Annotated in this window: 27 protein-coding genes and 1 pseudogene; 22 read left to right on the top strand and 6 right to left on the bottom strand. The window is 42.5% G+C overall.

Annotated features, from left to right (window positions below):
• The first annotated feature begins 56 nt into the window (after positions 1-56).
• The 5 genes from QNH43_RS17860 (at position 57) to QNH43_RS17840 (ending at position 4096) form a co-directional block, all read left to right on the top strand.
• Positions 57-860, top strand: a complete 804-nt coding sequence (locus QNH43_RS17860; protein WP_179086019.1) for a transporter substrate-binding domain-containing protein — start codon at positions 57-59, stop codon at positions 858-860.
• Positions 861-991: 131 nt separating this feature from the next.
• Positions 992-1651 (top strand): amino acid ABC transporter permease, encoded by a 660-nt coding sequence (locus QNH43_RS17855; RefSeq protein WP_283915127.1) that lies wholly within the window; start codon positions 992-994, stop codon positions 1649-1651.
• On the top strand, positions 1644-2366 hold the full coding sequence (locus tag QNH43_RS17850; protein WP_076365463.1) for an amino acid ABC transporter ATP-binding protein: 723 nt from the start codon (positions 1644-1646) through the stop codon (positions 2364-2366). Before QNH43_RS17855 ends, QNH43_RS17850 begins: the two co-directional genes overlap by 8 nt.
• 193 nt (positions 2367-2559) lie before the next feature.
• Positions 2560-3549: an aromatic acid exporter family protein gene (locus QNH43_RS17845; protein ID WP_283915126.1), complete on the top strand. Its 990-nt coding sequence runs from the start codon at positions 2560-2562 to the stop codon at positions 3547-3549.
• Between the two features lie 31 nt (positions 3550-3580).
• Positions 3581-4096 carry a L,D-transpeptidase gene (locus QNH43_RS17840; protein WP_283915125.1) on the top strand — a complete coding sequence of 172 codons (516 nt, stop codon included), beginning with the start codon at positions 3581-3583 and terminating at the stop codon, positions 4094-4096.
• A 40-nt stretch (positions 4097-4136) separates the two neighbouring features.
• Here the strand turns inward: QNH43_RS17840 and prli42 are convergent, their stop codons facing one another.
• Positions 4137-4232 carry a stressosome-associated protein Prli42 gene (gene prli42 / locus QNH43_RS17835; protein WP_155726463.1) on the bottom strand — a complete coding sequence of 32 codons (96 nt, stop codon included), beginning with the start codon at positions 4230-4232 and terminating at the stop codon, positions 4137-4139.
• A 167-nt stretch (positions 4233-4399) separates the two neighbouring features.
• Between prli42 and mce the strand changes: the two genes are divergently transcribed.
• The 5 genes from mce (at position 4400) to gndA (ending at position 10896) form a co-directional block, all read left to right on the top strand.
• On the top strand, positions 4400-4825 hold the full coding sequence (gene mce, locus QNH43_RS17830; protein WP_098369864.1) for a methylmalonyl-CoA epimerase: 426 nt from the start codon (positions 4400-4402) through the stop codon (positions 4823-4825).
• On the top strand, positions 4822-6372 hold the full coding sequence (locus QNH43_RS17825; RefSeq protein WP_283915124.1) for an acyl-CoA carboxylase subunit beta: 1551 nt from the start codon (positions 4822-4824) through the stop codon (positions 6370-6372). The genes mce and QNH43_RS17825 overlap by 4 nt, the downstream gene beginning before the upstream one ends.
• A 234-nt stretch (positions 6373-6606) precedes the next feature.
• Positions 6607-7728, top strand: a complete 1122-nt coding sequence (locus tag QNH43_RS17820; RefSeq protein WP_283915123.1) for a tripeptidase T — start codon at positions 6607-6609, stop codon at positions 7726-7728.
• A gap of 438 nt (positions 7729-8166) precedes the next feature.
• Entirely contained in the window at positions 8167-9441 is a 1275-nt protein-coding gene (locus tag QNH43_RS17815; RefSeq protein WP_283915122.1) for a DNA polymerase IV, read from the top strand.
• Positions 9442-9483: 42 nt separating this feature from the next.
• Positions 9484-10896, top strand: coding sequence for an NADP-dependent phosphogluconate dehydrogenase (gene gndA / locus QNH43_RS17810; protein WP_283915121.1), 1413 nt, complete (start codon positions 9484-9486; stop codon positions 10894-10896).
• A 125-nt stretch (positions 10897-11021) separates the two neighbouring features.
• Here gndA and QNH43_RS17805 read toward each other — a convergent pair whose 3' ends face one another.
• Together QNH43_RS17805 and zwf are read right to left on the bottom strand one after the other, a co-directional pair.
• A complete protein-coding gene (locus tag QNH43_RS17805) occupies positions 11022-11195 on the bottom strand; it encodes an asparagine synthase (protein ID WP_283915120.1) in 174 nt (57 codons plus the stop codon).
• Positions 11196-11694: 499 nt separating this feature from the next.
• On the bottom strand, positions 11695-13194 hold the full coding sequence (gene zwf / locus QNH43_RS17800) for a glucose-6-phosphate dehydrogenase (RefSeq protein WP_283915119.1): 1500 nt from the start codon (positions 13192-13194) through the stop codon (positions 11695-11697).
• A gap of 229 nt (positions 13195-13423) precedes the next feature.
• Between zwf and rnz the strand changes: the two genes are divergently transcribed.
• The 5 genes from rnz (at position 13424) to QNH43_RS17775 (ending at position 18283) form a co-directional block, all read left to right on the top strand.
• On the top strand, positions 13424-14365 hold the full coding sequence (gene rnz / locus QNH43_RS17795) for a ribonuclease Z (protein WP_283915118.1): 942 nt from the start codon (positions 13424-13426) through the stop codon (positions 14363-14365).
• Between the two features lie 63 nt (positions 14366-14428).
• Positions 14429-15247, top strand: coding sequence for a squalene/phytoene synthase family protein (locus tag QNH43_RS17790; RefSeq protein WP_076365484.1), 819 nt, complete (start codon positions 14429-14431; stop codon positions 15245-15247).
• Between the two features lie 207 nt (positions 15248-15454).
• Entirely contained in the window at positions 15455-16450 is a 996-nt protein-coding gene (locus QNH43_RS17785) for an ABC transporter substrate-binding protein (RefSeq protein WP_283915117.1), read from the top strand.
• Positions 16451-16482: 32 nt separating this feature from the next.
• A complete protein-coding gene (locus QNH43_RS17780) occupies positions 16483-17514 on the top strand; it encodes an ABC transporter permease (RefSeq protein ID WP_283915116.1) in 1032 nt (343 codons plus the stop codon).
• Positions 17489-18283 (top strand): ABC transporter ATP-binding protein, encoded by a 795-nt coding sequence (locus tag QNH43_RS17775; RefSeq protein WP_076365488.1) that lies wholly within the window; start codon positions 17489-17491, stop codon positions 18281-18283. The genes QNH43_RS17780 and QNH43_RS17775 overlap by 26 nt, the downstream gene beginning before the upstream one ends.
• A gap of 156 nt (positions 18284-18439) precedes the next feature.
• Here the strand turns inward: QNH43_RS17775 and QNH43_RS17770 are convergent, their stop codons facing one another.
• Positions 18440-18991, bottom strand: coding sequence for a MerR family transcriptional regulator (locus tag QNH43_RS17770; RefSeq protein WP_076365490.1), 552 nt, complete (start codon positions 18989-18991; stop codon positions 18440-18442).
• Between the two features lie 279 nt (positions 18992-19270).
• Between QNH43_RS17770 and QNH43_RS17765 the strand changes: the two genes are divergently transcribed.
• Entirely contained in the window at positions 19271-19702 is a 432-nt protein-coding gene (locus tag QNH43_RS17765; RefSeq protein WP_283915115.1) for a VOC family protein, read from the top strand.
• Positions 19703-19809: 107 nt separating this feature from the next.
• On the opposite strand, the pseudogene proC reads toward QNH43_RS17765, so the two are convergent.
• Positions 19810-20667: pseudogene (gene proC / locus QNH43_RS17760) on the bottom strand (pyrroline-5-carboxylate reductase); the annotation flags it as partial.
• A 500-nt stretch (positions 20668-21167) separates the two neighbouring features.
• Between proC and QNH43_RS17755 the strand changes: the two are divergent.
• The 3 genes from QNH43_RS17755 (at position 21168) to QNH43_RS17745 (ending at position 23626) form a co-directional block, all read left to right on the top strand.
• Positions 21168-22136, top strand: a complete 969-nt coding sequence (locus tag QNH43_RS17755; RefSeq protein WP_283915114.1) for an MBL fold metallo-hydrolase — start codon at positions 21168-21170, stop codon at positions 22134-22136.
• 23 nt (positions 22137-22159) lie between these two features.
• Positions 22160-22951, top strand: a complete 792-nt coding sequence (locus QNH43_RS17750; RefSeq protein ID WP_283915113.1) for an SDR family NAD(P)-dependent oxidoreductase — start codon at positions 22160-22162, stop codon at positions 22949-22951.
• Between the two features lie 159 nt (positions 22952-23110).
• Positions 23111-23626: a hypothetical protein gene (locus QNH43_RS17745; protein WP_283915112.1), complete on the top strand. Its 516-nt coding sequence runs from the start codon at positions 23111-23113 to the stop codon at positions 23624-23626.
• An 82-nt stretch (positions 23627-23708) separates the two neighbouring features.
• On the opposite strand, the gene QNH43_RS17740 is transcribed toward QNH43_RS17745, so the two are convergent.
• On the bottom strand, positions 23709-24362 hold the full coding sequence (locus QNH43_RS17740) for a C40 family peptidase (RefSeq protein WP_214772136.1): 654 nt from the start codon (positions 24360-24362) through the stop codon (positions 23709-23711).
• A gap of 415 nt (positions 24363-24777) precedes the next feature.
• Between QNH43_RS17740 and QNH43_RS17735 the strand changes: the two genes are divergently transcribed.
• From QNH43_RS17735 to QNH43_RS17725, 3 genes are all read left to right on the top strand, one after another.
• Positions 24778-26037, top strand: a complete 1260-nt coding sequence (locus tag QNH43_RS17735; protein WP_076365501.1) for a Y-family DNA polymerase — start codon at positions 24778-24780, stop codon at positions 26035-26037.
• Between the two features lie 26 nt (positions 26038-26063).
• Complete coding sequence (locus QNH43_RS17730) at positions 26064-26396, top strand: YolD-like family protein (protein WP_076365503.1); 333 nt, start codon at positions 26064-26066, stop codon at positions 26394-26396.
• 207 nt (positions 26397-26603) lie between these two features.
• Positions 26604-26930: an iron-sulfur cluster biosynthesis family protein gene (locus tag QNH43_RS17725; RefSeq protein ID WP_076365507.1), complete on the top strand. Its 327-nt coding sequence runs from the start codon at positions 26604-26606 to the stop codon at positions 26928-26930.
• Positions 26931-26966 lie beyond the last annotated feature (36 nt).

Raw genomic sequence — 26966 nt, 5'->3', positions numbered from 1 at the left:
ACCTAATTCAATAACAAGAGAATTGAAAATATCATTTTGGAGGAATAATAATGAAGTTGAAAAAGCAGTTAGCATTGTTGCTTACTTCTGTTTTATTAGTAGGTATTTTAGCAGCATGCGGAACATCCGGGAAAGAAGATAAGGACACAGCTGGTACAGAGGACAAAAAGGTTCTGGTAATGGGAACATCTGCGGATTATCCGCCATTTGAATATGTTGAAACATCTAAGAGTGATGAAATCAAAGGATTTGACATCGATATCGCTAAAGCAATCGGAAAAAAATTAGGTTATGAAGTTCAAGTGAAGGACATTGACTTTAATAGTCTTGTGCCTGCTCTGGAAAATAAATCGGTCGATTTCGTTATCTCTGGAATGACGCCAACAGCAAAACGTGAGCAATCAGTCGATTTCAGTGATATTTACTATACAGCTAAAAACATGATCATCACGACAAAGGACAGTAAAATCAAAACTGTTGAAGATTTAAAAGGGAAAACCGTAGGCGTACAGCTTGCATCCATTCAGGAGACATTGGCAAATGACTTGAATAAATCCCAAGATATCGGGATGAAAGTTGAAAAACGGAATCGTATTCCTGAGGTTGTTCAAGAAATGTCAACAGGACGTTTTGATGCCGTGATCATGGAAGATACTGTGGCAAAAGGCTACTTGAAAGATAATAAAGAATTGGTGGGCCATGTGATCACGTCCGGTGAACAAGATGCCGGTTCGGCAATCGCTTTCCAAAAAGGAAGCAAGTTAACTGAAGAATTCAATGCCGAGTTGAAAAAAATGATGGAAAATGGTGAAATGGAAAAATTAATATTAAAATGGTTCGGTGGCAGTGAAACTGAATAATGCAGAGAGATGAAAAGCGTTCAGAAGAGATTTAGCATGCCTTCTGAACGTTTTTCCGCGCTTTATTGTTAATAAAATGAAGCAGGAGGAAGGACCTAAGATAACGGCCTTCATAAGAGAGGATGAATGGAGTGAATCTGGAATTTGATAGGATTATGCCTTCCCTTCCATATATCCTGGAGGGGATACCGACTACATTAAAGGTTGTAGCGGTAGCGGCAGTAATCGGATTTGTTTTGGGAATATTACTATCTATACTTAAAATCAGCAGAATCAAGCCCTTGAATTGGATTGCTGATTTTTATACATCCATTTTTCGCGGTACGCCTTTGGTGCTGCAATTAATGCTGATTTATTTTGGTTCACCACAAATATTAGGGATTCAAATCGAAGCGTTCCAAGCAGCTTTTTTAGCATTCGGTCTGAATTCAGCGGCATACATCTCTGAAATTATCAGGGGAGGCATTTTAGCTGTCGATAAGGGCCAACGAGAGGCATCGCTTGCACTGGGGGTTCCCTATTCAGGGATGATGCTTAATATTATCCTTCCGCAGGCCATCAAGAATATCCTGCCATCCCTTGTGAACGAATTGATTTCCTTAACGAAGGAATCAGCCGTTGTCACAATTATTGGATTAGGGGATATCATGCGCCGTGCTTATATTGTCGGCGGTGAGACATATAAATTCTTCGAGCCGATATTATTTGCCGGCTTCATTTATTATGTGATGGTCATGGTTCTCACCATCTTAGGCAAAGTGATTGAAAGGAGAATGAGACGCAGTGATTAAAATTGATGGACTCAAAAAAAATTATGGAAAGCTCGAGGTATTAAAAGGAATCAGCACCGAGATAGGGCAGGGTGAAGTATTAGCCATCATCGGTCCATCCGGTTCGGGAAAATCAACTTTCTTGCGCTGCATCAATATGCTCGAAACTCCTACTGATGGTCAAATCAGGTTTAAAGATCAAATCATCACTGATAAAAAGACCAATATCATGAAAGTGCGTGAAAACGTCGGGATGGTATTTCAGCATTTTCATTTATTTCCACATAAAACCGTACTGGAAAATCTGACATATGCCCCTATGAAGGTGAAAAAACTATCAAAGGCCGAGGCTGTAAAACAAGCTCGTGAGCTCTTGACTAAAGTCGGTTTGGCCGATAAAGAATCGTCTTATCCGAATCGTCTGTCTGGCGGGCAAAAACAAAGGGTCGCGATTGCACGGGCATTGGCAATGAACCCGGAAGTAATCCTTTTCGATGAGCCGACTTCAGCGCTTGATCCCGAGATGGTAAAAGAAGTGCTCGAGGTTATGAAGTCACTGGCACATACGGGGATGACCATGCTGATCGTAACGCATGAAATGGGATTTGCGAGAGAAGTGGCCGATCGTGTACTATTCCTGGACGGGGGTCTGCTCGTTGAGGAAAGTGCTCCGGAAGAATTCTTTTCCAATCCGAAAAGCCAGCGTGCAAAAGACTTCTTGGAAAAAGTTTTATAAGCTAAAGAAAATAGTATATAATTGTGAAAAAAAGGTAACGTTTAGGTTACCTTTTTTATTTTTTTCCTATAATGTATTTTTGCTTGAAATGTATTTAGAAAAATTGGGAATTTAACTCGCAAAGGACTGTGAAAATATCTGATTTCCTGATAGTATTATAATAGATAGAGAAAGAGCCAGGTGATACATAACAATGTTTAAAATCGGATACAGGACGATTAAAACTGCTTTGGGGGCCACCCTGGCAATTATTATTGCACAAATGCTTAATCTCGAATATTTCTCTGCTGCGGGAATCATTGCGATCTTATGCATTCAAGTTACAAAAAAGAAGTCGGTGTATGCCTCCTGGCACCGGTTTTTAGCTTGTTTGATCGCAATGGCCTATGCATCCTTATTCTTTCATTTCATCGCATTCCATCCGCTGATGATAGGTTTGATCCTCTTGATTTTCATTCCAACGACAGTTGCGTTGAAGATTAATGAGGGGATTGTGACGAGCAGCGTCATCATCATGCATTTATACGGGGCGGGTGACATCACTTTTTCCCTGCTGATCAATGAAACGATATTAATTGCAGTTGGAGTTGGAGTGGCGCTTGTCATGAATCTGTACATGCCCAGTGTCGATGATAAACTGCTGGCCTACCAGGAAAGCATCGAAACGAACTTTAGTGCGATCTTGATGGGAATTGTCCGCTATTTAAGGGATAATGATCACACATGGGATGGTAAGGAAATCACCGACACAGCCAATCTTCTTAATCAAGCCAAAAGCCTTGCCTTCAGGGACGTGGAAAATCATTTTTTAAGGGAAGAAGACCTGTATTACCATTATTTCAAAATGCGTGAAAAGCAATTTGAAATAATTGAACGAATTCTGCCCCTAGTCACGAATATTCCACTGGTCGTCAAGCAAAGCGGGATAGTGGCTGATTATATAGAAGATTTGGCAGAAAACGTACACCCACAAAATACGGCCATCCTTTATCTGAAGAAGCTTGAAGAAATGGAGATTCATTTTAGGGGAATGGCACTGCCGCAGACACGGGAAGAGTTCGAATCCAGGGCCGCATTACTGCAGCTCATGAAGGAAATGGAGCGTTATTTATTGTTGAAGCATTCCTTCAAGGGACTGCCCAAGCTGAACAGCAGCCGAATGAAAAAGAGGCACTTGGCTTAAACTAAGCAAAAAAGTGAAGGAATTGATACAAATGAAATGGATCCTTTCTTTGTTGCTCATGCTACCTTTGTGGCCGGTGCAGGCACAAGCACAACCTCAATCGGTTAAGCCTGGCGATCCGTTTATCATCATCAATAAAGCCAACAATAAATTGGCGTTCATTGATGATAACGAGGTCAAGGAGATCCTGCCGGTCGGTACGGGAAAGAGTCAAGAACTTACACCTGAAGGGATTTTCACGGTCAAAGTAAAAGCAGTCAATCCATATTACCGGAAAAAAAATATTCCTGGCGGCGATCCCAGGAACCCTTTGGGGTCGCGGTGGATTGGATTCGATGCACGAAATACCGATGGAAGGATTTACGGCATTCATGGTACGAATCAGCCATCTTCAATTGGTAAATACATTTCAAATGGCTGTGTACGGATGCATAAATCCGATGTAGAGCGGTTGTACGAAAAAGTCCCCATCGGCACTAACGTGTTGATCACCATATCGAACGAGGATTTCAAAACGTTGGCAAAGAAAAATGGGGCGATAAAATAAAGAGAGGGAAGCTTTGCTCCCCTCCCAATTACGGTGTCTATTACAAAAGAAATGCGATACCTGATAATAAGCTCGTTAATAACATTGAGATAAGCATTAAATACACGACGATTTTTCTGATTTTCTTGTTTCCCATATGCTCTCTCCCTTAAAACAGTTTAATTGATTTTATTTTAACTTGAACATTTAGTAGAAACAAGTAAAAGTATTATGTTCATATTATTCCGAATCTTGAAAGGCTTTAATGCAAGATTAGTAGTATTTTAATGGAGTCATCCAATCATACATAGCATGGGGGTTTTTATGATGATTAAAAATATCGATCATATAGGTATTGCCGTCAAGTCACTGGAGGAAGCCTTGCCACTTTACACGGAAACGTTGAAATTGAAACTTGAAGGAATCGAGACAGTGGGGAGCCAAGGAGTGAAAGTGGCCTTCATCCTGGCAGGCAATACCCGTTTGGAGTTGTTGGAAGCGTTGTCACCGGCAAGCCCAATCGCCAAATTCATCGAAAAACGCGGTGAAGGGATTCATCATGTGGCACTTGGCGTCGATGACATCGAAGAGAGAATAAAAGAAATCAAGGAATCTGGATTGCGCATGATTGATGATTCATCAAGAAAGGGAGCGCACAATGCGGATGTTGCTTTCGTTCATCCCAAGTCTACCGCGGGTGTATTATATGAGCTTTGTGAACAAGCATTATCAAAGGAGGAGCAGAAATGACAGACATATACGATACAATCAATGACCTATATGACAGACGCCGCAAAGTGGAAATGGGCGGCGGTGAAGAAAGAATCGATAAGCAGCATGAAAAGGGCAAACTTACTGCAAGGGAAAGAATTGATCTTTTAGTTGATCCGGGTACTTTCATAGAGCTTAATCCTTTTATCAAACATCGTAATACCAATTTTGGCATGGAAAAGGAAGAAGGGCCAGGAGAAGGGGTTGTCACCGGTTACGGAAAGGTCAACGGCCGCGACATTTATCTGTTTTCACAGGATTTTACTGTTTTTGGCGGCGCACTCGGTGAAATGCATGCTCTGAAAATTGCCAATGTTATGGATTTGGCAGCGGAAAATGGAGCCCCTTTCATAGGTTTGAACGATTCTGGTGGGGCGCGCATTCAAGAAGGCGTAGTTTCGCTTGACGGATATGGCCAAATTTTTTACCGGAATTCCATTTATTCAGGGGTCATTCCACAGATTTCGGTTATCATGGGACCTTGTGCAGGTGGAGCCGTATATTCGCCAGCCATAACCGACTTTGTCTTCATGGTTGAAAAAACGAGCCAAATGTTCATAACAGGTCCTAAAGTCATTGAAACGGTTACAGGTGAAAAGATTTCATCTGAAGGATTGGGTGGAGCGACAGTACATAATACCATAAGCGGTAATGCCCATTTCAAGGGAGCATCTGAGGAGCAAGTATTGGCGGACGTTAGACGTCTCCTTAGTTATCTTCCACAAAATAATGAAGAGAAGCCGCCGGTTTTGGAAGCAGACGATGGAGATGACTACCGTCCGGACTTAACGGATGTAGTCCCTTATGAAGGGATCCGTCCATATGATGTCCGGAAAGTATTGGAGCAGGTTGTCGATGAGGATTCCTTTATGGAAGTTCAAGAAGGCTTTGCGAAAAACATAGTGGTCGGCTTGGCGCGTATCAAGGGGAAATCAGTGGGGCTTGTCTGTAACCAGCCAAAGGTGTTGGCCGGGGGACTTGATATTGATTCATCAGATAAGGCTGCCCGTTTTATTCGTTTCTGTGACTCGTTCAACATTCCGCTAATTACGTTTGAAGACGTTTCAGGGTTTTTCCCGGGCGTTAAACAAGAACATGGCGGGATCATTCGCCACGGTGCAAAGCTGCTATATGCATATTCAGAAGCGACAGTACCAAAATTGACGATCATTCTGCGTAAAGCATACGGTGGAGCTTACGTAGCTCTTAATAGTAAATCAATCGGTGCGGATCTTACGTTTGCATGGCCGAATGCTGAAATCGCGGTTATGGGTTCTGCTGGAGCGGCAAATATCATTTTTGCCCGTGAAATTCAAAATAGCCAAGATCCGGAAGCGACACGTGCAGCTAAAATTGAAGAATACCGTGAGAAGTTCGCCAATCCATATGTTGCCGCAAGTCTTGGAATGGTGGATGATGTTATCGATCCCCGTGAAACCAGGATTAAGATCATTCAATCTCTTGATATGCTACGCAACAAAAAAGAAACCCGACCATGGAAAAAACACGGGAATATCCCGTTGTGATCCAACATTGCATGGAGCCCAAACTATCTGTTTTGGGCTCTTTTCCATACTGGGGAAGATATCATTTTTAAAGAAAATCATTTATAAGTCATCATTCACCTTTTTAAAGCGGCCAATTGGCAGGGAAATGACCAGGATGCTTTTTTAGCCGGGCCTTCCTTTTCACATTATTTGCCGGGGCGCCGCTTTTAGCAGTATAATTAAAGAGGAAAACTTTTTTGGAGGTTTTATTTTATGATTAATGAAGAACGTTTAGTTAATGAATTTATGGAATTGGTGCAGATCGATTCCGAAACGAAAAATGAAGCAGCCATCGCCAAAGTGCTGAAAGAAAAATTCGGGGCACTGGGTGTAGAGGTTTTCGAAGATGATACAACAGCAGTTACCGGTCATGGTGCAGGGAATTTAGTCTGTACTTTAAAAGGAAATAAAGAAGGCGTGGATACCATCTATTTCACCTCCCATATGGATACGGTTGTACCAGGTAATGGGATCAAGCCTTCCATCAAAGATGGATACATAGTTTCAGACGGAACGACCATTTTAGGGGCGGATGACAAAGCTGGATTAGCGGTCATGTTAGAAACGCTTAAAGTGTTGAAAGAACAGAATATCGAGCATGGTACAATCGAATTCATCATTACAGTCGGTGAAGAATCTGGCTTGGTAGGGGCAAAGGCATTGGACCGCTCCCTAGTAACGGCTAAATTCGGTTTTGCACTTGATAGTGATGGTAAAGTGGGCAATGTGGTTGTTGCTGCACCTACTCAGGCGAAAGTATCTGCAACCATTTTAGGCAAGACTGCTCACGCTGGTGTCGCTCCTGAGAAAGGCGTTTCGGCCATTACGATCGCTGCCAAAGCAATCTCTAGAATGCCATTAGGCAGAATCGACGAGGAAACGACAGCCAATATCGGACGGTTCCAGGGGGGACAGCAAACCAATATTGTTTGTGACCATGTTGAAATCCTTGCAGAAGCAAGATCCTTGATTCCTGAAAAAATGGAAATACAGGTAGCGAAAATGAAAGAGGCATTCGAGACTGCAGCCATTGAAATGGGCGGACGGGCCGAAGTTGAAGTTACCGTCATGTATCCTGGTTTTAAATATGGTGCTGGTGATCATGTAGTCGAAATCGCAAGAAAGGCAGCAGAGAAAATCGGCCGTCCTTGCGAGCTGGTTAAAAGCGGCGGAGGAAGCGATGCGAATGTCATTGCAGGCTTTGGCATCCCTACTGTCAATCTCGCAGTGGGCTATGAAGATATCCATACTACGAATGAAAGAATCCCAGTTGAGGAATTAACGAAGCTAGCTGAAATGGTTGTCAGTATCGTCAAAGAAGTATCAGGGGAATAAACACCCTAAATAAGATAGGGAGATGGAGATGGAGGGAAGTTTTCTAAAGTAAATCGAAAAAGACCTGATGCCTTGCTTTCCGGGATTCAGCAACCAGGTAAATAGGCTATGATGGTCAAAGGCGGATTGCAATAAAGATGGATATCCTCTCCTTCAAACTATTTGTCCAGGAACCCGTGAAATCTTGATTTTTACCGAATATATTCAGGGTGTTGCCGTTTGATTACGATCATTGATCAGCAAAAACTCGTATATATTTGCCAAGATGTTAAAAGTATTGAAGGAATATATGTACAGTCATCAATGACATGATGGCTGTTTTTCTTGGAGTGGGAGCAACGTGGTTACCAAGGATAAATGGGGGTACCTTAATAGAAGTGGTTTTTTAGTGGGCCTTATCCGGTATTTTTTATTTTTACAAGGATGTGACGGTCAAACATGAAGGACATGTATCCCAAAAATGGCAGGGTCATTCTCCATGTAGACATGAATAGTTTCTATGCTTCGGTGGAAATGTCATATGATGCTTCATTAAAAGGCAAACCGCTTGCCATTGCAGGCAATGTTGAAGAGAGAAGGGGCATAATCGTCACCTGCAGCTATGAGGCGAGGAAGTTCGGGGTTAAAACGACCATGCCGATTTGGCAGGCGAAAAAACTATGTCCCCAATTAGTCATTCAGAAACCGAATTTCGAGCGCTATCGAAAGGCATCACTGGCTATTTTCGATGTTTTGAGGCAATATACAGAGATGGTTGAACCGGTTTCGATAGATGAGGGGTACCTGGATATTAGTGAATGCGCCGAATTGGGTTCGCCTTTAGATATAGCCAATAGCATTCAGGAAAGAATTTTTAATACGATGGATCTCCCTTGCAGCATCGGGATTGCCCCTAATAAATTTTTGGCCAAAACTGCTTCTGATATGAAGAAGCCAATGGGAATCACCGTGTTAAGGAAACGGGACATTTCGGAAAAGCTCTGGCCTTTACAAGTGGGCCAAATGCATGGCATCGGGGATAAGACCTCGGAAAAGCTTCAAACTATCGGGATAATGACGATCAGGGACCTTGCACACGCCAATGATAGTCAACTTAAACAGCTCCTAGGGATCAATGGCATCCGTTTGAAAGATAGGGCAAATGGAATCGATCCAAGGGTAGTGGATCCCGAAGCGATTTTTGAGCATAAGAGCATTGGGAACTCGACAACTCTTCCGCATGACACCACCAATCAAAAAGAACTGATCGGTGTATTGGATAAGCTTTCCGGGAAGGTAGCCGTCCGCTTGAGAAATAAACGCCTGCTTGGTCAAAAAATAGGTGTGACGATCCGTTACAAAGACCGCCGCACAATAACGAGAAGCAGAACGGTTCCTAATCCGGTTTTTGAAAAAAAGGATATTTTGGATGAAGCTATCGATCTCTTTATGAAAAATTGGAATGGGGAAGGTATCAGGCTTCTTGGTGTCACTGCCTATGATGTCATCGAAAAAGAGTCGGCCTTCAAGCAACTGGATATTTTCTCCTTTCAAGAGGATGCAGAAAAAGAACCTCTGTATGAAGCGATGGAACACTTGCAAAATAAGTACGGAGAAAATATTATTAAAAAGGGATTACCCTTGAAAAACCGTTCAATTGGAACAGACACTAGCTTCAGCAAAGATTTCTTTGGGCAATCCAGGAGGAAGGATCCTCCATTTGACAAAGGATAGCTTACAAGCTGTGTAAAGATATAGAGAAGGGAAAGATGAAGCATGACAAAACAACAAATTGGCGTTATCGGACTAGCCGTAATGGGCAAGAACCTTGCATTTAATATTGAAAGCAGGGGATATTCAATTTCCGTGTATAATCGCTCAGGATCAAAAACGGACGAAATGATGAAGGAAGCGGAAGGCAAAAACGTAACACCTGCTTATACGCTTGAAGAATTCGTCAATTCTTTGGAAAAGCCGCGCAAAATTTTATTGATGGTTAAAGCCGGAGCGGCAACAGATGCAACGATCGAGCAATTAAAACCGTTACTTGAAAAAGGTGATATCGTTATTGATGGGGGGAATACCTTCTTCAAGGACACTCAGCGCCGCAATGAGGAATTAAGCAAGCTTGGCATCCATTTCATCGGTACAGGCGTGTCAGGAGGGGAAGAAGGAGCTCTGACAGGTCCATCCATCATGCCTGGAGGTCAAAAAGAAGCATATGAACTTGTTGCACCGATCTTGAAGGATATATCAGCTAAGGTCGATGGTGATGCTTGCTGTACATATATCGGACCGGATGGTGCAGGTCATTATGTTAAAATGGTACATAATGGTATTGAATACGGGGACATGCAATTGATTTCGGAATCTTATTTCCTTCTGAAAAATCTCCTTGGACTATCTGCTGAAGAATTCCATGAAGTCTTTACTGAATGGAATGAAGGGGAGCTTGATAGCTATTTAATTGAAATCACTGCTGATATTTTCAAAAAATATGATGAAGAAACCGGCAAGCCGATGGTCGATGTCATTTTAGATAAAGCTGGCCAAAAAGGTACAGGGAAATGGACTAGTCAAAGTGCGCTTGATCTTGGTGTTCCGCTTCCAATCATTACGGAGTCCGTGTTTGCCCGGTTTATTTCAGCAATCAAGGACGAGCGTGTTGAAGCGAGTAAAATCCTTCGTGGTCCAAAAGCGGAATCATTTACAGGCGACAAAAAGGCTTTGATTGAAAATATCCGTAAAGCACTTTATATGAGCAAAATCTGTTCATATGCACAAGGCTTTGCACAAATGAAAGCAGCTTCAGAAGAAAATGACTGGAACTTGCAATATGGGGAAATCGCGATGATTTTCCGTGGCGGCTGTATCATTCGTGCACAATTCCTCCAAAAAATCAAGGAAGCGTACGATCGTGAAGCGAACTTGAACAACCTTCTTCTAGATCCATATTTCCAAGGGATCGTCGAAAGCTATCAAGGAGCTTTACGTGAGGTAGTGTCAACGGCTGTGATGAACGGAATCCCGGTTCCTTGCTTGTCATCAGCACTTGCCTATTTCGACAGCTATCGCACAGAAACGCTGCCAGCAAACCTGATTCAAGCTCAACGTGACTATTTTGGAGCTCATACTTATCAACGCATTGATAAAGAAGGAACGTTCCATACCGAATGGATGGAAAAATAAAAAGTTCAAGCCGGCTTAAAAGGGGATTCCCTTTTATACCGGCTTTTTTGGTTGTAATATTCATCATGTTAAGAACCTCGAATGCACAGAAAAAAGAGGGCGCTTCTATGCGCCCTCTTTTTTTACTATCTTCGATGCTCTACAAGGTCAATGACCCCTAATACAACATGTGCCAAACCGAAACCAAAAACCGTATTAGCTACCATTTTGTTTGAGCCCCGGGTCTGCTTCATAACATAACCCGCAGCTGTCACGGCTGTGCCCAACGCTGTTGGAATTAATCCTTCACGAATGTCCATAAGTTTAATCCCTCCACACCGAAGTTAGTGGTGCCGTCCTCTGGCACCTTTTCTAGTGTAACCTTAGCGAGGACTTAGCATTCTTTTTCCATGAGGGTAAAAATGGTGAAAATGAACTAGTTGTAAATAGTTCCAATTAATTTACCTTTTTTAGGAAAAACGTAGTATGATGTATGTCATTCATCCTTGCTTTTTAGGTTTAAACACCTGCGGAAAAAGGAATATGGACATTGAAAGAGTTGGACGGACCGTAGGATACAGTAGGCAGAAAGAAGAGAGAAGGAGCGGAGACTTATGTTCATCACCTGGTGGGCTGTAGCCATTTTTTTATTTTTCATCGCCTTGGAATCTGGTGTTTCCTTTTGGCTTAATTCAGAAATAGAGGAAGGAATGTCTAAGCCCAAGGAAATGTTTCATATTATCCGGAATAAATTGCTGAGGAAGAGTGTTTCATGAATGAAGAAGGGATGCAGATTCAAATCTGCATCCCTTCTTCATTTCAATCAACATCATTTTCGTTATTCTTGATTTCCCACCAAATATGCCCATCCTCTGCCAGGAGTTCATCGGATGCCAGAGGACCTGTGGATCCCGCTTCATAGTTAGGGAAAGACTCGTCCTTTGTATTTTCCCATGCATTGGAAATGGTATCGACGAACTTCCATGATAGGGCAACCTCGTCCCAGTGCGTAAAGTTTGTAGCATCCCCGCGCATGCTGTCAAACAATAGCTTTTCATATGCCTCGGGAGAATTGATGTGTTCGATCCCTTTGTTGGAGACGGTAAGCTTCACTGGCTTTGTATTGGATGTCGTCCCGGATTTCTTAACATTTAAGTACAGTGTGATACCTTCGTCAGGCTGGATATGGATAACGAGAAGATTCGGGTTCAGCGTTTCTTCCGTTTTATAATACAGGTTCATCGGGATATCCTTGAATTGAACGACGATATTCGTTGATTTGACATCCATCCTCTTTCCGGTACGGATATAAAAAGGAACACCGGCCCAACGGAAGTTATCAATCATCAATTTACCCGCCACATAGGTCTCTGTGTTGGATTCTGGATCTACGTTATGTTCATTGCGGTAGGCTGGAAGTGTTTGATCGGCTATCGTTCCTTCACCATATTGGCCACGGACGAAGTATTGATTGACTTCTTCCACTTTCATTGGTCGAAGTGAGCGCAATGCCCGCACTTTTTCGCTTCGGATCTCTTCTGTCGTCAAAGCGATCGGGGGTTCCATGGCAAGCAAGGCCACCATTTGCAGCAGATGGTTTTGGACCATATCCCTTAGGGCACCGCTGGTTTCATAATAACGCCCACGTTCTTCAACGCCAAGTGTTTCGCTTGAAGTAACCTGGATATTGGATATATATCTGTTATTCCAAAGCGGCTCGAATAGGGCATTTGAAAAACGTATGACCTCAATATTTTGTACCATTTCTTTACCTAAATAATGATCGATACGATAGATTTCATCTTCGGCGAATGCAGTTCGAATCTGCTCATTCAATTTTTGTGCTGTTTCGAAACTGTGTCCAAATGGCTTTTCTATGACAAGGCGCTTATATCCATTGGTGTCGGTCAGGCCTTGAGCTTTAATCTGTTCGGCAATCGTTCCGAAAAACTCGGGTGCCATCGCCAAGTAGAAGATCCGGTTTCCTTCTAATTGATATTGTCCGTCCAATTTTTCGGCAATGTCTTTTAACTGCAGGTATGATTCCGAACTGGAGACATCATGGGAGTGATAATGGAAATGGGAAATGAATTCGTCGACCTTTTCTTCCGCATGTCCGAACGTAAGTATGGAATCCTTTACACTTGTCTGGAACTCCTCGTTCGTCAAGGGCCTCCTTGCTACTCCAACGACGGCGAACTTATTGATTTTCTCTTTTTGAAATAGTCGATATATGGAAGGAAACAATTTCCTTTTCGCTAAATCTCCGGTCGCACCAAAAATCATGATCAATGCTGTGGGTTTATTGTTTTCTGTCATGTTAAAACCTCAACTTTCCGTTAAATCTGTCTATAAAGTTGGAATTCCCGTATGTGTACCAATTTCTAATTTTACGTTTAGCTTTCCCTCAAAGCAATCAATTTGCGCATATTTTCTCATATTTCATTAAAAGTTTAATTTGGTTTCGGTTTTAATGGGCTATAAATGAAAGAGCACCTTGGTTATGCTATAGTTAAGTAATAAAGTATTTGCAACGGAGGTAGTATGAGTGGATTTCGTTTTATTGGGTACAGGCGCTGGCGTTCCGGCTAAAGCGCGTAATGTGACATCAATCGCCCTACAATTATTGGAAGAACGAGGGACGGTTTGGTTATTCGATTGTGGGGAAGCAACACAGCATCAAATATTAAAAACGGCGGTCAAGCCGCGAAAGGTTGAAAAGATCTTCATCACCCATTTACATGGTGACCACATCTTCGGACTGCCTGGATTTTTAAGCAGCAGATCTTTTCAGGGCGGTGTGGATAAATTGACCGTATATGGTCCACAAGGAATAGATGCATTTATTAAGACGAGCTTACAGGTGAGTGGAACTCATTTAAAATATCCCTTGGAAATCATCGAAATAGAAGAAGGCGCAGTGTTTGAGGACGAACAATTCACAGTGACGGCCATGTCGCTTGATCATGGCATTTACAGCATCGGTTACAGGATTGTTGAAAAAGATCGTCCGGGAAGCCTACTTGTCGACCGGCTGCGGTCTGAAGGTGTGAAGCCGGGGCCTCTTTTTAAAGCATTGAAAAATGGACAAACGGTCTGTCTCGATGATGGCCGTGTCTTAAATGGGAAGGACTATCTCAGTGCTCCGCAAAAAGGACGGATCATCACGATTCTCGGTGATACAAGAATGTGCAGCAATGCGCTCATTCTTGCTGAATCGGCGGATTACCTTGTTCATGAAGCTACATTTTCAGCGGAAGAATCCGAAATGGCATCAGCCTATTATCATTCGACCACCGTTCAGGCTGCAGAAACGGCTTTGAAAGCGGGAGCTAAGAATCTAATCCTTACGCATATCAGCTCACGGTATACTCCGGAGGATGCTGAGAGGCTAAAAGAGGAAAGCAAAGCGATCTTTGCAAACACGATTATGGGTGAAGATCTGATGGCAATTAAAGTTCCTTTGTATACAGAGGAATCGGGCAGCTGAAATCAAAGCCAATGTTTGATATAATTAATCAATTGTTCATTGGATATTTAAAGGAGTGTAAATATGACTGATAAAAGTGACCTACATACTAAAGCAATGGATTTTCTCCTAAAAACAAGCCGGACTTTTTTCATTCCAATCAGCTATCTTCCAAAGGGTTTGCAAGAAGCTATTGGAGCTGCGTACCTTTGCATGCGCGCCATCGATGAGATCGAGGATCACCCGGGTCTTCCTGCAGCTAATAAGGTTTCCCTTTTAAAGGCTCTTAGTGAGATGCTTGATGCGGATTTCAGGGAAGAAGATCTTCAATCGTTATTTGAACCATATAAGGATGATCTTCCCGAGGTGACCCTGTTTCTTTCGGACTGGATTGAATTTTGTCCTCCCGGTGCAAAAGGCAAAGTCTTGGAATCTACAAAGGAAATGGCCGAAGGCATGGCAAAATGGGTTACTTTGGACTGGCAAATCCATAATGAAGAGGAACTCGATGATTACACATATTATGTTGCAGGTTTAGTGGGGGTCATGCTGTCTGATATGTGGAACTGGTACGATGGAACCGAAACGGATCGCGAGCTTGCCATCGCATTTGGCCGTGGACTCCAAACGGTCAATATCCTGCGTAACCGTGAGGAAGATGCAGAACGCGGTGTGAATTTTTATCCGGATGGCTGGGGTTTCGACGAGATGCTTGCCCATACGGAGCATAATCTTGCATTAGCCGATGCATACATTGGAGAGATTGAAACGAAAGAAATCATCCAATTCTGCAAAATACCCTTGGAATTGGCAAAAGCCACATTGAAAGCCTTAAAAGAAGGCAAAGAAAAAATCGATCGTACTACAGTTACCGAAATTGTCAGCCAGGTTGTCGAACACTGATTTTTCATAAAGCTGCTGTGAAAGTTACCATACCATTCACAGCAGCTTTTTTTATGTTTTACATTCAGAACTCAAAAAATTCTAAAAAGTTAAAAAATATATTGGAATAATTGGGACTAAACGATTATAATTTAGGAAATAAAAGCGAAAAAGTTGACGTCGCTAGAAAAAACCTAATCTTAAATAAGAAAAAAGCGGGGGGAAAATATGAAAAAGAAATTATATTCAACTGCAGCTATGACATTGGTCGCAGGGTTATTATTGGCTGGCTGTGGAAATGAAAAGGAAAAAGATACGGCAAAGGATGAAAGCAAAAAGGATACCTTCAACATTGGGGTAACACAAATCGTTCAGCATGATTCGCTGGATCAGGCTTATGAAGGATTCCAGGCGGCATTGAAGGATAGTGACGTCAAGGCCAAATATGATCTGCAAATTGCACAGGGTGACCAAAATAACAGTCAAACGATTGCCAATAACTTTGTTGGGGATAAAGTGGACTTAATCTTTGCCAATTCTACTCCTAGTGCTCTTAGCGCTTTGAATGCGACAAAGGATATACCAATCGTTTTTACCTCGGTTACCGATCCTGTAGCGGCGGAGCTTGTTACATCTTTGGATAAGCCAGGCGGAAATGTGACGGGTACGACGGATTCCCACCCTGAGGCCATTGCCAAATCAATGAAATTCCTGGCAGAAGAACTTGGCGCCAAGACAATTGGGACCGTTTATAATACAGGGGAGCAAAATTCCGTCGTCCAAATAAAAAACGTGAAAGCGGAAGCGAAAAAAGCGGGATTGAAAGTCGTGGAAGCATCCGTCTCCACTTCAGCCGAGGTTAAACAGGCAACGGAATCATTAATAGGAAAAGCCGATGCTTTCTATATCATTACTGATAATACCGTTGTCTCTGCACTGGAATCGGTCATTTCGGTGGCAAATGATAAAGATATTCCATTGTTTGTTGGTGAGCTGGATTCCGTGAATGCTGGTGGTTTTGCAGCATATGGCTTCAGTTACTATGATATTGGTTATGAAGCGGGGCAAAAAGCGGTTGAAATCTTGAAGGATGGCAAAAAGCCTGGAGATATCGCAGTTCAATATCCACAAAAACTGAAATTGGTCATCAATGAAAAGGCAGCAAAAGATATGGGTGTTGAAATAAAAGAAGAATGGAAAGCAGATGCTGAGTTTGTAAAATAAACTCTGCTTTTGTTCGGGGAAGGAAGAAAAAAATGTTCTCAGCTTTATTCAACTCTTTTGAGTCGGGAATGATTTATGCAATCATGGCACTAGGTGTCTATTTAACATTCAGGATCCTCGACTTCCCTGATATGACAGTGGAAGGCAGTTTTGTGACGGGGGCCTCTGTGGCCGCCATTATGATCGTTAACGGTTTCTCGCCAGTCATGGCCACGTTTTGTGCCATGGTGGCAGGTTTCATCGCTGGGACAATAACGGGATTCCTGCATACGAAAGGAAAAATCAATCCACTTCTCGCAGGTATCTTAATGATGATTGCACTCTATTCCATCAATTTAAGGATCATGGGTGCATCTAACATTCCGTTGCTTTCTCAAACGACCATCATCACGAATATCCAGGATGTTTGGGCTAAAACTGGCATGGACAATATGTTGAATGGTCTTTTATCGATTGTGGGACTTGGTGATAGCTTACCAAAAACGTGGGCCATACTAATTGTTATGTTGGTTGTGGCTTTAATCATTCAAGCTGGAATGTCAGCTTTTTTAAAAACGGAAATCGGTCTTGCTCTACGTGCGACGGGTGATAATGAAGCTATGGTCAAGAGCTTTTCCGCCCATACAGGAAACATGAAGATCCTGGGACTTGCGATCGGAAATGCCCTTGTGGCTTTCTCGGGATCCTTGGTTGCCCAATATAACGGGTTTAGCGATATTGGAATGGGGATTGGAATCATCGTCATCGGATTGGCATCCGTTATAATAGGCGAAGCATTATTTGGCTCAAAAACGATTGCACGTGCGACCCTTGCGGTCATTGGAGGAGCGATCATTTACCGAATCGTCGTAACTTTGGCACTTCGCGTAGAATTTCTTGAAACAGGTGATGTTAAATTAATTACGGCACTTATTGTGGTAGGGGCACTTGTCATTCCGAAAATTACCGATAAACAAAAAGAGAAAAGCCGAAAGAAAAGGCGTCTCAAAGAAATACAGATGCGCCATGGTGGTTCTTTATCGAAAGGGGGAGAAGGATATGCTTCAGTTAAATCAGATTTATAAGGTCTTCAATGAAGGGACACCGGATGAAAAGCTAGCCCTTGGGAATCTGGAACTGCAGATGACAAAAGGCGAATTTGTAACAGTCATCGGGAGTAATGGAGCAGGTAAATCGACGCTGATGAACATGATATCCGGCAAAATTCTCCCTGATGCCGGTGAAGTCATCATTGATGGGGAAAACGTGTCGGCCATTGAGGAACATGCCCGTGCTAAAATGATTGGCCGCGTTTTTCAGGACCCCATGCTGGGTACGGCGCCGCATATGACGATTGAAGAAAATATGGCAATCGCCTATGGCAGAACCAATAGAAGAGGGTTAGGCTTCGGGGTGACAAAAAAACGGAAAGAGCTTTTTAAAGAATGTTTGGGTACCCTTCACTTAGGCTTGGAAAATCGGATGACTGCAAAAGTGGGATTATTATCAGGAGGGGAGCGCCAGGCATTATCATTGTTGATGGCGACCTTCACCGATCCTAAAATCTTGCTTCTTGATGAACATACAGCAGCACTTGATCCTTCCAGGGCAGAGCTTGTTACAAATCTGACGAAGGAAATCGTCGAAAAGAACAAGTTAACGACGTTGATGGTGACTCACAATATGCAGCAGGCAATCGATCTTGGAAATTCTTTGATCATGATGGATAAAGGACAAATCATTTTTGAAGCAAGAGGTGCTGAAAAGCAGAAGCTTACCGTTGAAAAACTGCTTAACGAATTCCAGCGCATCAAAGGCGAAAAAATGCTCAATGACCGTGCAGTGTTGATTTAAGAAGAGAAAAGGCCCGACCCAGGTGAGATTAACCTTGGGCCGGGCCTTTTTATTTTAGGGGTGATTAATTAGCTCAGGTCCTATTACTGAAGAAATGCTCGGCATAAGAAAAATGGCTATCGTGGGGTGCTCATCCATCTTGAATGATAATTGATGTTAATCGCTGTCGGCTGTGCTCCATGATGAACTATCGTTCTTTCTGTTTCCAAAAATCATTTTTATGAATGGCTTTTTCTTCGTCTTTTTAGTGGCAGCAGCTTCTTCAGCAGCGAGGAAATAATCAAACGGCTGACTCATTGGTGTTTCTAACGCTTCGATACGGGCCTCGAGTTTCCTAACGAGCTTGTGCATTTCTTCCATTTCACTTCTGTGCTGTAAAAGCTGATAGGACACAACATCGTCCGCTTTTGTTTTCAGACCATTTTCAAGCCGGGTGACCCGTTCAAGCAGTTGATCATGTTCTTTATCCGGTTCGGAGTGTTTCTGGATGGTTGCTTTCCTAATTTTTTTCTCTGAGATGCTGACCTTTTGGAGAATGATGCCCTCGTTCAGCTGATCTTGGATTTTTCTCAATAATGCAATGTCTTCATCCGAAAACTGGTAGTGGCCAAGCTGATTCCGTTCTACTTCCATGTTCAATTGGGTGACCCAGCGTTGAATCGTACTATGGGAAACATTCAGTAACCGGGCAACTGCACTTGTATTCATCGAGATTCCCCCTTTTGGTTGTTGAATTCGATAAGTATGGGGGAATTCCTTTAGAGATGACAAAACATGTATTCATTCGGCAAAGAAAGTGGAATTCCTACGTAATTTGCATAAGGAGCAATCCAAGCCCCTTTGATTGCTCCTTATGCAAATGTTGAGCGTTTTCAGGAATTTTAAGAAGCGTTTGTGATGGTGTGGCTGATGGTCAATCAAGCTATAAAGGGAAAAGTGACCCAGATGTCGAATTTACCCTTAAAACAGGGAAAAAGGAGGACTAGTATGAACAGGATCAACATTATAACTTTAGGTGTCAGGGATATGACTGAATCATTAAGGTTTTACCGGGACGGGTTGGGATTCCATACATCGATTAAAGAGGACGAACCCCCAATCGTTTTTTTTAATAATGCCGGAACGAAACTTGCTTTGTATCCTTTAGAGGAGCTGGCAAAAGACATCAATGAGAAAGAACAGCCTAAGAAAAAGGGTTTCCCGGGCCTTACGCTCGCTTATAATGCTAAATCAATTGAAGAAGTGGATGATGTGATCAACAAGGCTGAAAAGGCTGGGGGAACAATCGAGAAATCACCTCAGGATGTTGTTTGGGGAGGATACAGCGGATATTTTTCAGACCCTGATGGTTACTATTGGGAGGTTGCGTATTCGAAGGATTGGAGTTTCGATGAAAATGATATGCTGATCATAAAGTAACGCTCCGGAAGGATTACCCTTTATAGGATGTCCGGATCATAAAAAGGGCTGTTGCCTGGCCAATGCCGTAGGAGTGGCCAGGCAATAGCCGAACATCTTCATGCGGCTTACTGCGAAACTACATATTTGGCTAGTTCTTTACTTATTTGATTGCCCATTCGCTTTGATTGCTCTGTCGCTTCTTGTACACAGGCAATGAATGCTTCTTCCACTTGATGTGCTTGAAGTGCTTTCAGACCTGCTTCAGTCGTTCCGCCTGGTGAAGTTACTTCCTTTCTTAGTACGGCAGGCGTTTTAGGTGATTTCTGTAACATATCGGCAGCACCCATCAGTGTCTGCAGAATCAATTGCTTGGCGGTTTCGGAATCGAGACCTATTTTTTCTGCTGATTTTTCCAATGCCTCGACCAAGTAATAAATATAAGCCGGACCGCTGCCTGATAAGCCTGTTACCGCATCTAGCTGGGTTTCGTCGACGACTGCCACCGTACCTACCGTTTCAAAAAGGGTAATCGCCGTTTGTAATTGCGAGTCTTTTGTATGACAGTTAGCCGCAAGGGCTGTTGCTGATTTTCCTACAGCTGCCGATGTATTAGGCATGGCACGGACGATCGAGAACCGCTTGTTGGCGATTCCTTCCAAGCTTGTTGTATGAACCCCGGCAACAACGGAAATGAATAGCATTTCCTCACGAATGTATTCTTTTATTGATTGCATCGTTTCTAAAATATCTTTCGGTTTCACCGCCAGTACGACTAGGCTTGCATCCTGTACTAATTGCTGCAGTGATCTTGTGGCAGTAACACCATATTGGTTCTTTAAATAATCGAACCGATCATCATTTGATTTATTTGTTACAAAAATATTTGCCGGTTCAATTACCTTTTGGGTCACCAGCCCCGAAATGATTGCTTCTGCCATCGATCCTGCTCCGATAAACGCGATTTTTTTCATATTTACCGCTCCTTTTTCTTTTGAATTTTCGGCCTTTTTTTAAAAAACAAAAAGACCCCTCATCCAATAAAGGACGAAAGGTCTAGCTTCCGTGGTACCACCTTTGTTCAACTTTTCCATAACAAATAAACAGAAAAGCTGCACTTGAATCCTCTAACGCGGGAATTACGTCAGGTTTTCCTGAAGGCTCATAAGGTAGGTTCAATAATGAGGGGGCGATGAAGCCTTTCAGCACATTCCGAGCTTCACTCTCTTTACGCCATCATAAATTTACTTGGCCTTAATCAATGCCACGCCGTCTTTAATTACTTGTGATTATGAAGGATATATAAGTACTCTGTCAATGATAATATATGCAAGGGCGACAAAAAGTAGACATGAATTATGTGAAAATAATGACAGTGATTTAAAATACATGTAAAATGGTAATTATACATGTTAAGTGTACTAGGAATCCTGTTTAGCGTATAAAAAGATTTATATAAATATAATTTTCTAAGGTGGAAAAGATTATGGCGAATTGGAATGGAGATATTGCAAAACTTGCTTTGCCCACGCCGTTTGCAGTGGGTGATGTGAATGTTTATGTAGTTAAAGGGGATGCTTTAACGCTAATCGATACTGGAGTGAAAACAAAACGGTCAAAGGAAGCCTTGACTAACGGGCTTGGGGATTTGGGTCTGAAACTGACTGATATCGAACAAATCATTTTAACCCATCATCATCCCGATCATGCTGGTGCACTCGATTTCTTTGAAAAGGAAATCCCGGTTTATGGACACAAAAACAATCAGCGCTGGCTGACTATCAGTGATGAATTCCTTGAAATCCATAATCGTTTTTTTCTTGATTATGCCACAAAGTTCGGAGTCGCAGAAGAGCTGAAAAATAAACTGATCCATAGCCGCGACGAAATCAGTTTCCTTAGTGAAAGGAAGCTTCATGGATATTTGGCTGAGGGAGATGAGCTCCCTGGTCTTCCAGGCTGGAAAGTGATCGAGACTCCAGGGCATGCGCAAAGCCATTTATCCTTTTACCGGGAAAGTGACGGTGTCATGATTGCAGGCGATCACTTGCTTGCCAAGATCTCACCTAATCCATTAATGGAACCACCTTTACTTCCCGGCGGTATAAGGCCTCGTCCGTTACTGCAATATAATGCATCACTTCAGAAATTATTGGATCTTTCCATTTCCACTGTTTACTCCGGACATGGATCTGAAGTGGAAGGAGATGAGGTTGCCGACTTGATTCAATATCGATTCGAGCGGCAGCATAACCGTGCCATGCAGGTGAAAAGCATGCTTCAAGATAGGCCTTTATCGGCCTTTGAAGTGTGTCAGCAGCTTTTTCCGAAAGTATACCTTCAGGAAGTGGGCCTGACACTTTCGGAAACGGTCGGTCAGCTGGACTATTTAGAAGACTTGGGTGAAGTCGAAACAGAAATCCAATCAGGGGTCATTCTGTATTCAATCGCTTAATGTACGCAAGGAGGCTCACTTTTTTGAATAAGTTGCAAGACAAAGTCATTGTTATTACCGGTGCTTCCGGAGGGATTGGCAAGGAAGTTGCCATTCAAAGTGCAAAGCAGGGAGCCCGTCTCGTCCTCTTGGCCAGAAGCCTGGATAAATTACTGCAGCTAAAGGATGAACTGATCACCCAATATGGGATTGATGCATATGCCTATAAGCTTGATGTTGCAGATACTGATCAGGTGACAAATGTATTTAATGACATCCATGCGCAAATAGGAGAAGTGGATGTGTTGGTCAACAATGCTGGTTTCGGCACGTTTAAAGAAGCACAGGATACGGAATTGAATGAAACGAAAGCAATGTTTGCTGTCAACGTCATTGGATTAATGGCCTGCACAAAGCTGGTTCTTCCGTATATGAAGCAGAGAAAAGCGGGGCATATCATCAACATAGCTTCACAGGCCGGTAAAATCGCCACTCCTAAATCAACATTGTACTCTTCGACCAAGTTCGCGGTTCTTGGCTATTCAAACGCACTTCGGCTCGAGCTGATGGACGATCATGTTTTTGTGACAACCGTCAATCCTGGCCCCATTGAAACGAATTTCTTTAACATTGCGGATGAATCGGGTACATACTTAAAGAATGTTGAAAAATTCATGCTTAAGCCTGGAGATGTCGCTGCCAAAATCGTAGCGGCGATGCTGACCAATAAGAGGGAAATCAATCTACCTGGCTGGATGAATTTTGCTGGGAAATGGTATAACATGTTTCCAAAGATCACCGAAACATTAGGAAAAAAAGCATTTTTTAAAAAGTAGGCTAGACTTTCGATACGAAAAGGCGAAAGTCGGTCTAATAATAGGCAAAGGGGAATGTCGATGACATTCCCCTTTTTGAAATGACCAAAGTTTTCTTTTTTAAATAAATTGGTAACTATTTCATGGGGAATCCGTCTATTTCTAGTAGGAGGGATTTGTATGAAGATGATAGTGAACCTTTATATATCTGTATTCGTTGCCTTTATTCTGGGTAGCTGTCAATCCCCTGATGAATCCATTGATAAGGGGGAAGAAGGTTTCATTACGGATCTTGACGATAAAAGGATTTTGATTAAAGGGACGTATTATAAGGTGACCAATGATACATATATTCAAGATCAACATGGTAATGACCTCGAATATTCCGACCTGGAAATCGGAATGAAAGTGAAGCCATGGCACCGGGGCGGGGTGAGGAAATCATTTCCTGGGAAAGCGGAAGCGGAACTGATTCTTGTTTTGACGGATGAAAAAAGCTTAGCTGAACAAAGGGCGGTCACTGCTGCCCTCGATCATGTCAGCACAGCGGAAAGCCAGCGGTTCATGGTTCTCGAAGTCGTCCATTTACCCTCAGAGCATGTTTATAATATCGAAATGATGAATCGTTCCAACTTAGACTCTTCTTTCATGGTGACGGTAGAGGATTTAACGGATGAAATATTATATATAAAATAAAATAACCGGACTGAATCACTGTGGAATTCTGTCCGGTTGTTTTATGGGTATTCGCTCACAAGAATAGGCTCTTGTCCTGATTTTATAAAGTTTTTGCACCTAAATATTTTGGTTTCCAATATGAATTATCCATATCCGTGATGGTTATTCCTTTAGAAGACGTAGCACTGATGAATTGACCATTTCCAATATAAATCCCAACATGGGATACCCCTGTTCCAGAAGTATTAAAGAATACAAGATCACCCTTAGCTGGTGAAGATACTTTTAAACCTGTATTGGAATAGAGCAATGATGTTGTACGCGGTAAGGTGATTCCTTGCGATTTCTGGAATACATAATAGACGAAGCCTGAGCAGTCGAATCCAGTCGGTGTCGTCCCGCCCCATTTGTAAGGTTTGCCGATTAAGGTTTTTGCATAGCTTATCAGGCTGGTATTATTGACATTATAAACACCAAGCGCATTAAATGTGCCCCGGCCGGCAATTCCATCGACAGTTAACCCTTTGGCTTTCTGGAATTTTTTTACTGCGGATACAGAATAGGTGCCGTAATATGTAGTCAGTGAACCAGTATATGTGAAATAACCTTTGGTTTTTAAAAGTTGTTGTAGTTGTTTGACGTCGCTATGTGTCATTCCGGGTCTGAGGGTTTGATCTCCGATATTTGCAAAGGCTTGCAGTGGGGTTAGCATCATGGCAGATGCAACAGCAGCTGAAGCGATCCATTTCTTCATAATTTTCATTTCCTCTCTATCTATCTCTCTATAATTCTTAACAATATTATCCTACAATACCATTATGACAATTAGACATAATTTTGGTTACAGTTTCATTACAAAAAATGAGCAGTAAGACTGAACTATAAATAGACGAAAGCCTATTGAAAAGGGTGAGCGGATTTTAAAATACTGAGCATATGGATCCATTAAAAATTATTCAAGCTACTAACTGATTCTTTTTCTAAAAAACAATTTGGATATGCAGTTTAAATTTGGTATTTTATCCATTTTCAGTATCGATTATATTTTTCAAGGAAATTACAATAAAAAGTAGAAATTTGTATGAAAACTTCCATTGAATAAGAACGTATATTCGGTTAAAGTTATGAATATAATAAAAGCGAACGTATATTCTTGTTAGGGTGAAGAAATGATGGATTATGGGACGATGCCGAAACAATCAATTATGTGTATCGATATGAAAAGTTTTTATGCAAGCTGTTCAGCAGTCATGCTTGGTCTGGACCCGCTTGATTGTTACCTGGCGGTGGTTGGTGATTTGAAGAGGACAGGGAGCATTGTGCTCGCGGCTTCTCCAAAAATGAAGAAGGAATTTGGCATCAAGACAGGTTCGCGGATGTTTGAGATCCCGAATGATCCGAGGATTGTCGTCGTTGAACCTAAAATGGCGACCTATTTAAGGGTTTCGACGGAAATCACCCGCTTGTTCAACCGTTATGTGCCCAAAGAAGCGATTCACGTATATAGTGTGGACGAAAGTTTTGTGAAAGTCGATGGTGCCGCTTCTTTATGGGGAGATGCCCGGATGATAGCTGAAAAAATAAAGGATGAAATCGAACGCGAATTACAGCTTCCTTGTGCAATTGGAATTGGACCGAACATGCTTATGGCAAAACTTTGCCTTGATTTGGATGCCAAACACAAAGGGATTGCAGAATGGAAGTATGAGGATGTGCCAAGCAAACTTTGGCCGATTTCCCCGCTTCGTGAAATGTGGGGGATCGGCAGGCGCGTTGAAAAAACCCTTCATGGAATGGGGATATTTACGGTTGGGCAGCTTGCCAATTATGATCTTGAATTACTTGAAGCGAAGTTTGGGATTATGGGCAATCAGCTTTACCACCATGCGTGGGGAATAGATTTATCCGATATGGGGGCAGCGATCATCGAAGGGCAGGTAAGCTTCGGCAAAAGTCAAATCCTGCTGCGGGATTATAAGGAGGCGCATGAGGTAAAGCAGGTCATGCTGGAAATTTGCGAAGAAGTTGGAAGAAGGGCACGCACCCATCGCAAGGCAGGAAGAACGGTGAGCCTAAGCATTGGTTACAGCAAGGATGAGTTTGGCGGAGGTTTCCATCGTTCGCGTTCGATTAGCGAACCGACCAACATTACGATGGAGTTATATAAAGTTTGCCTGGAGCTTTTTCATGAGAACTATAAGCAAAAAACGGTTCGGAGCATAGAGGTCAGACTCTCGAATATTGTGGATGATAACGAAATGCAGCTGACTTTATTCGATGCTTCGCGCTGGAAGAAGCGGGAATTGAGTTACACGGTTGATCGAATCCGCCATAAATATGGAGCCAAATCGTTATTGCGTGCCGTTTCGTATACGGAAGCGGGTACAGCCGTCTACCGAAGCAGGCTGCTTGGTGGGCATAAGGCGTAAGGATGACTTTGAAGGGAGGGAAAAGAATGATTCGTGATCGCGGCCGTATCAAATGGACATCGATGATGTTACCGGAGCATGTGAAGATGCTCCGGGATTGGGTAGTGGAGGATGGCTATGAAACAAAGCGCATCCTGGATGAGCAGCAACTGGAAGAAATGAATGCCGTAATGGGGGAAGCGATGGAGGAAAGAAAGGATGTTACGATTGCTCATTATGAAGGAAACCGGTATCAGCTGTTAATCGGCAGGATCCATTATTATAATGAGCCCACTCAAAGGCTTCATATCGTTGATCGGTTTCAGCAGGTTCACTATATCAGGCTTTCCGATATAGCGGATGTAAGGATAATGGAATGATGAGCGGAAAGGCTGTGCCAAGGGACAGCCTTTCATTTTCGAAACGGCATCGTGATGAAAAGGATCACAGGGGCGTAAAAGAGAGTCGGCAATTGTTAGCACGGTTCGTGTGGCTGATCTTGCAAAAGGAAGCAGGCAGTTTTTTTAACAGGAGCGTTTTTATCGTTTATAATGGGGGAAAGGAAAGACATCGGGAGGCGTGCAATCATGTATATTGAATGGACGGAAACAGCGGCTGGGAAAATGGTCGATAAGGTAGAGGGACAAGAAGGATATTTACAGTTGAAATATGATACTGATGGCTGTGGCTGCGTGGTAAGTGGTGTGACCGCGCTATGGTGGGTCAACGAACCTGAAGAAGGTACCGAAAAAGTGGAAACAAACGGGATTCCTCTATATGTGGAGAAATCAAAAATGATTTTTCTTGATGAGGTCATGAAAATAGACTTTATTCCGGAAGCGAACAGCTTTCAATTAAAAAGTCCGAATCAAATCTTAAATCCGAGGATGAGCTTTTTTAATAAAATCCAATGAAGCAAAGAGGGAATCTTGGATTCCCTCTCTTTCTTA

The organism is Peribacillus simplex (genome assembly GCF_030123325.1).
GTDB lineage: Bacteria > Bacillota > Bacilli > Bacillales > DSM-1321 > Peribacillus > Peribacillus simplex_D.
The sequence above is the reverse complement of the archived record's forward strand: the minus strand, read 5'-3'. Positions and strand labels throughout refer to the sequence as shown.

Excerpts from the sequence above, each read along its gene's own strand:
- prli42 (WP_155726463.1), bottom strand. The coding sequence starts at position 4,232 with ATGGGAAACAAGAAAATCAGAAAAATCGTCGTGTATTTAATGCTTATC.
- QNH43_RS17815 (WP_283915122.1), top strand. The coding sequence starts at position 8,167 with ATGAAGGACATGTATCCCAAAAATGGCAGGGTCATTCTCCATGTAGAC.
- QNH43_RS17735 (WP_076365501.1), top strand. The coding sequence starts at position 24,778 with ATGATGGATTATGGGACGATGCCGAAACAATCAATTATGTGTATCGAT.
- QNH43_RS17725 (WP_076365507.1), top strand. The coding sequence starts at position 26,604 with ATGTATATTGAATGGACGGAAACAGCGGCTGGGAAAATGGTCGATAAG.
- gndA (WP_283915121.1), top strand. The coding sequence starts at position 9,484 with ATGACAAAACAACAAATTGGCGTTATCGGACTAGCCGTAATGGGCAAG.
- QNH43_RS17805 (WP_283915120.1), bottom strand. The coding sequence starts at position 11,195 with ATGGACATTCGTGAAGGATTAATTCCAACAGCGTTGGGCACAGCCGTG.
- QNH43_RS17745 (WP_283915112.1), top strand. The coding sequence starts at position 23,111 with ATGAAGATGATAGTGAACCTTTATATATCTGTATTCGTTGCCTTTATT.
- QNH43_RS17820 (WP_283915123.1), top strand. The coding sequence starts at position 6,607 with ATGATTAATGAAGAACGTTTAGTTAATGAATTTATGGAATTGGTGCAG.
- QNH43_RS17840 (WP_283915125.1), top strand. The coding sequence starts at position 3,581 with ATGAAATGGATCCTTTCTTTGTTGCTCATGCTACCTTTGTGGCCGGTG.
- QNH43_RS17845 (WP_283915126.1), top strand. The coding sequence starts at position 2,560 with ATGTTTAAAATCGGATACAGGACGATTAAAACTGCTTTGGGGGCCACC.
- zwf (WP_283915119.1), bottom strand. The coding sequence starts at position 13,194 with ATGACAGAAAACAATAAACCCACAGCATTGATCATGATTTTTGGTGCG.
- QNH43_RS17765 (WP_283915115.1), top strand. The coding sequence starts at position 19,271 with ATGAACAGGATCAACATTATAACTTTAGGTGTCAGGGATATGACTGAA.
- QNH43_RS17825 (WP_283915124.1), top strand. The coding sequence starts at position 4,822 with ATGACAGACATATACGATACAATCAATGACCTATATGACAGACGCCGC.
- QNH43_RS17740 (WP_214772136.1), bottom strand. The coding sequence starts at position 24,362 with ATGAAGAAATGGATCGCTTCAGCTGCTGTTGCATCTGCCATGATGCTA.
- QNH43_RS17755 (WP_283915114.1), top strand. The coding sequence starts at position 21,168 with ATGGCGAATTGGAATGGAGATATTGCAAAACTTGCTTTGCCCACGCCG.
- QNH43_RS17775 (WP_076365488.1), top strand. The coding sequence starts at position 17,489 with ATGCTTCAGTTAAATCAGATTTATAAGGTCTTCAATGAAGGGACACCG.
- mce (WP_098369864.1), top strand. The coding sequence starts at position 4,400 with ATGATGATTAAAAATATCGATCATATAGGTATTGCCGTCAAGTCACTG.
- QNH43_RS17785 (WP_283915117.1), top strand. The coding sequence starts at position 15,455 with ATGAAAAAGAAATTATATTCAACTGCAGCTATGACATTGGTCGCAGGG.
- QNH43_RS17790 (WP_076365484.1), top strand. The coding sequence starts at position 14,429 with ATGACTGATAAAAGTGACCTACATACTAAAGCAATGGATTTTCTCCTA.
- QNH43_RS17780 (WP_283915116.1), top strand. The coding sequence starts at position 16,483 with ATGTTCTCAGCTTTATTCAACTCTTTTGAGTCGGGAATGATTTATGCA.
- QNH43_RS17770 (WP_076365490.1), bottom strand. The coding sequence starts at position 18,991 with ATGAATACAAGTGCAGTTGCCCGGTTACTGAATGTTTCCCATAGTACG.
- QNH43_RS17730 (WP_076365503.1), top strand. The coding sequence starts at position 26,064 with ATGATTCGTGATCGCGGCCGTATCAAATGGACATCGATGATGTTACCG.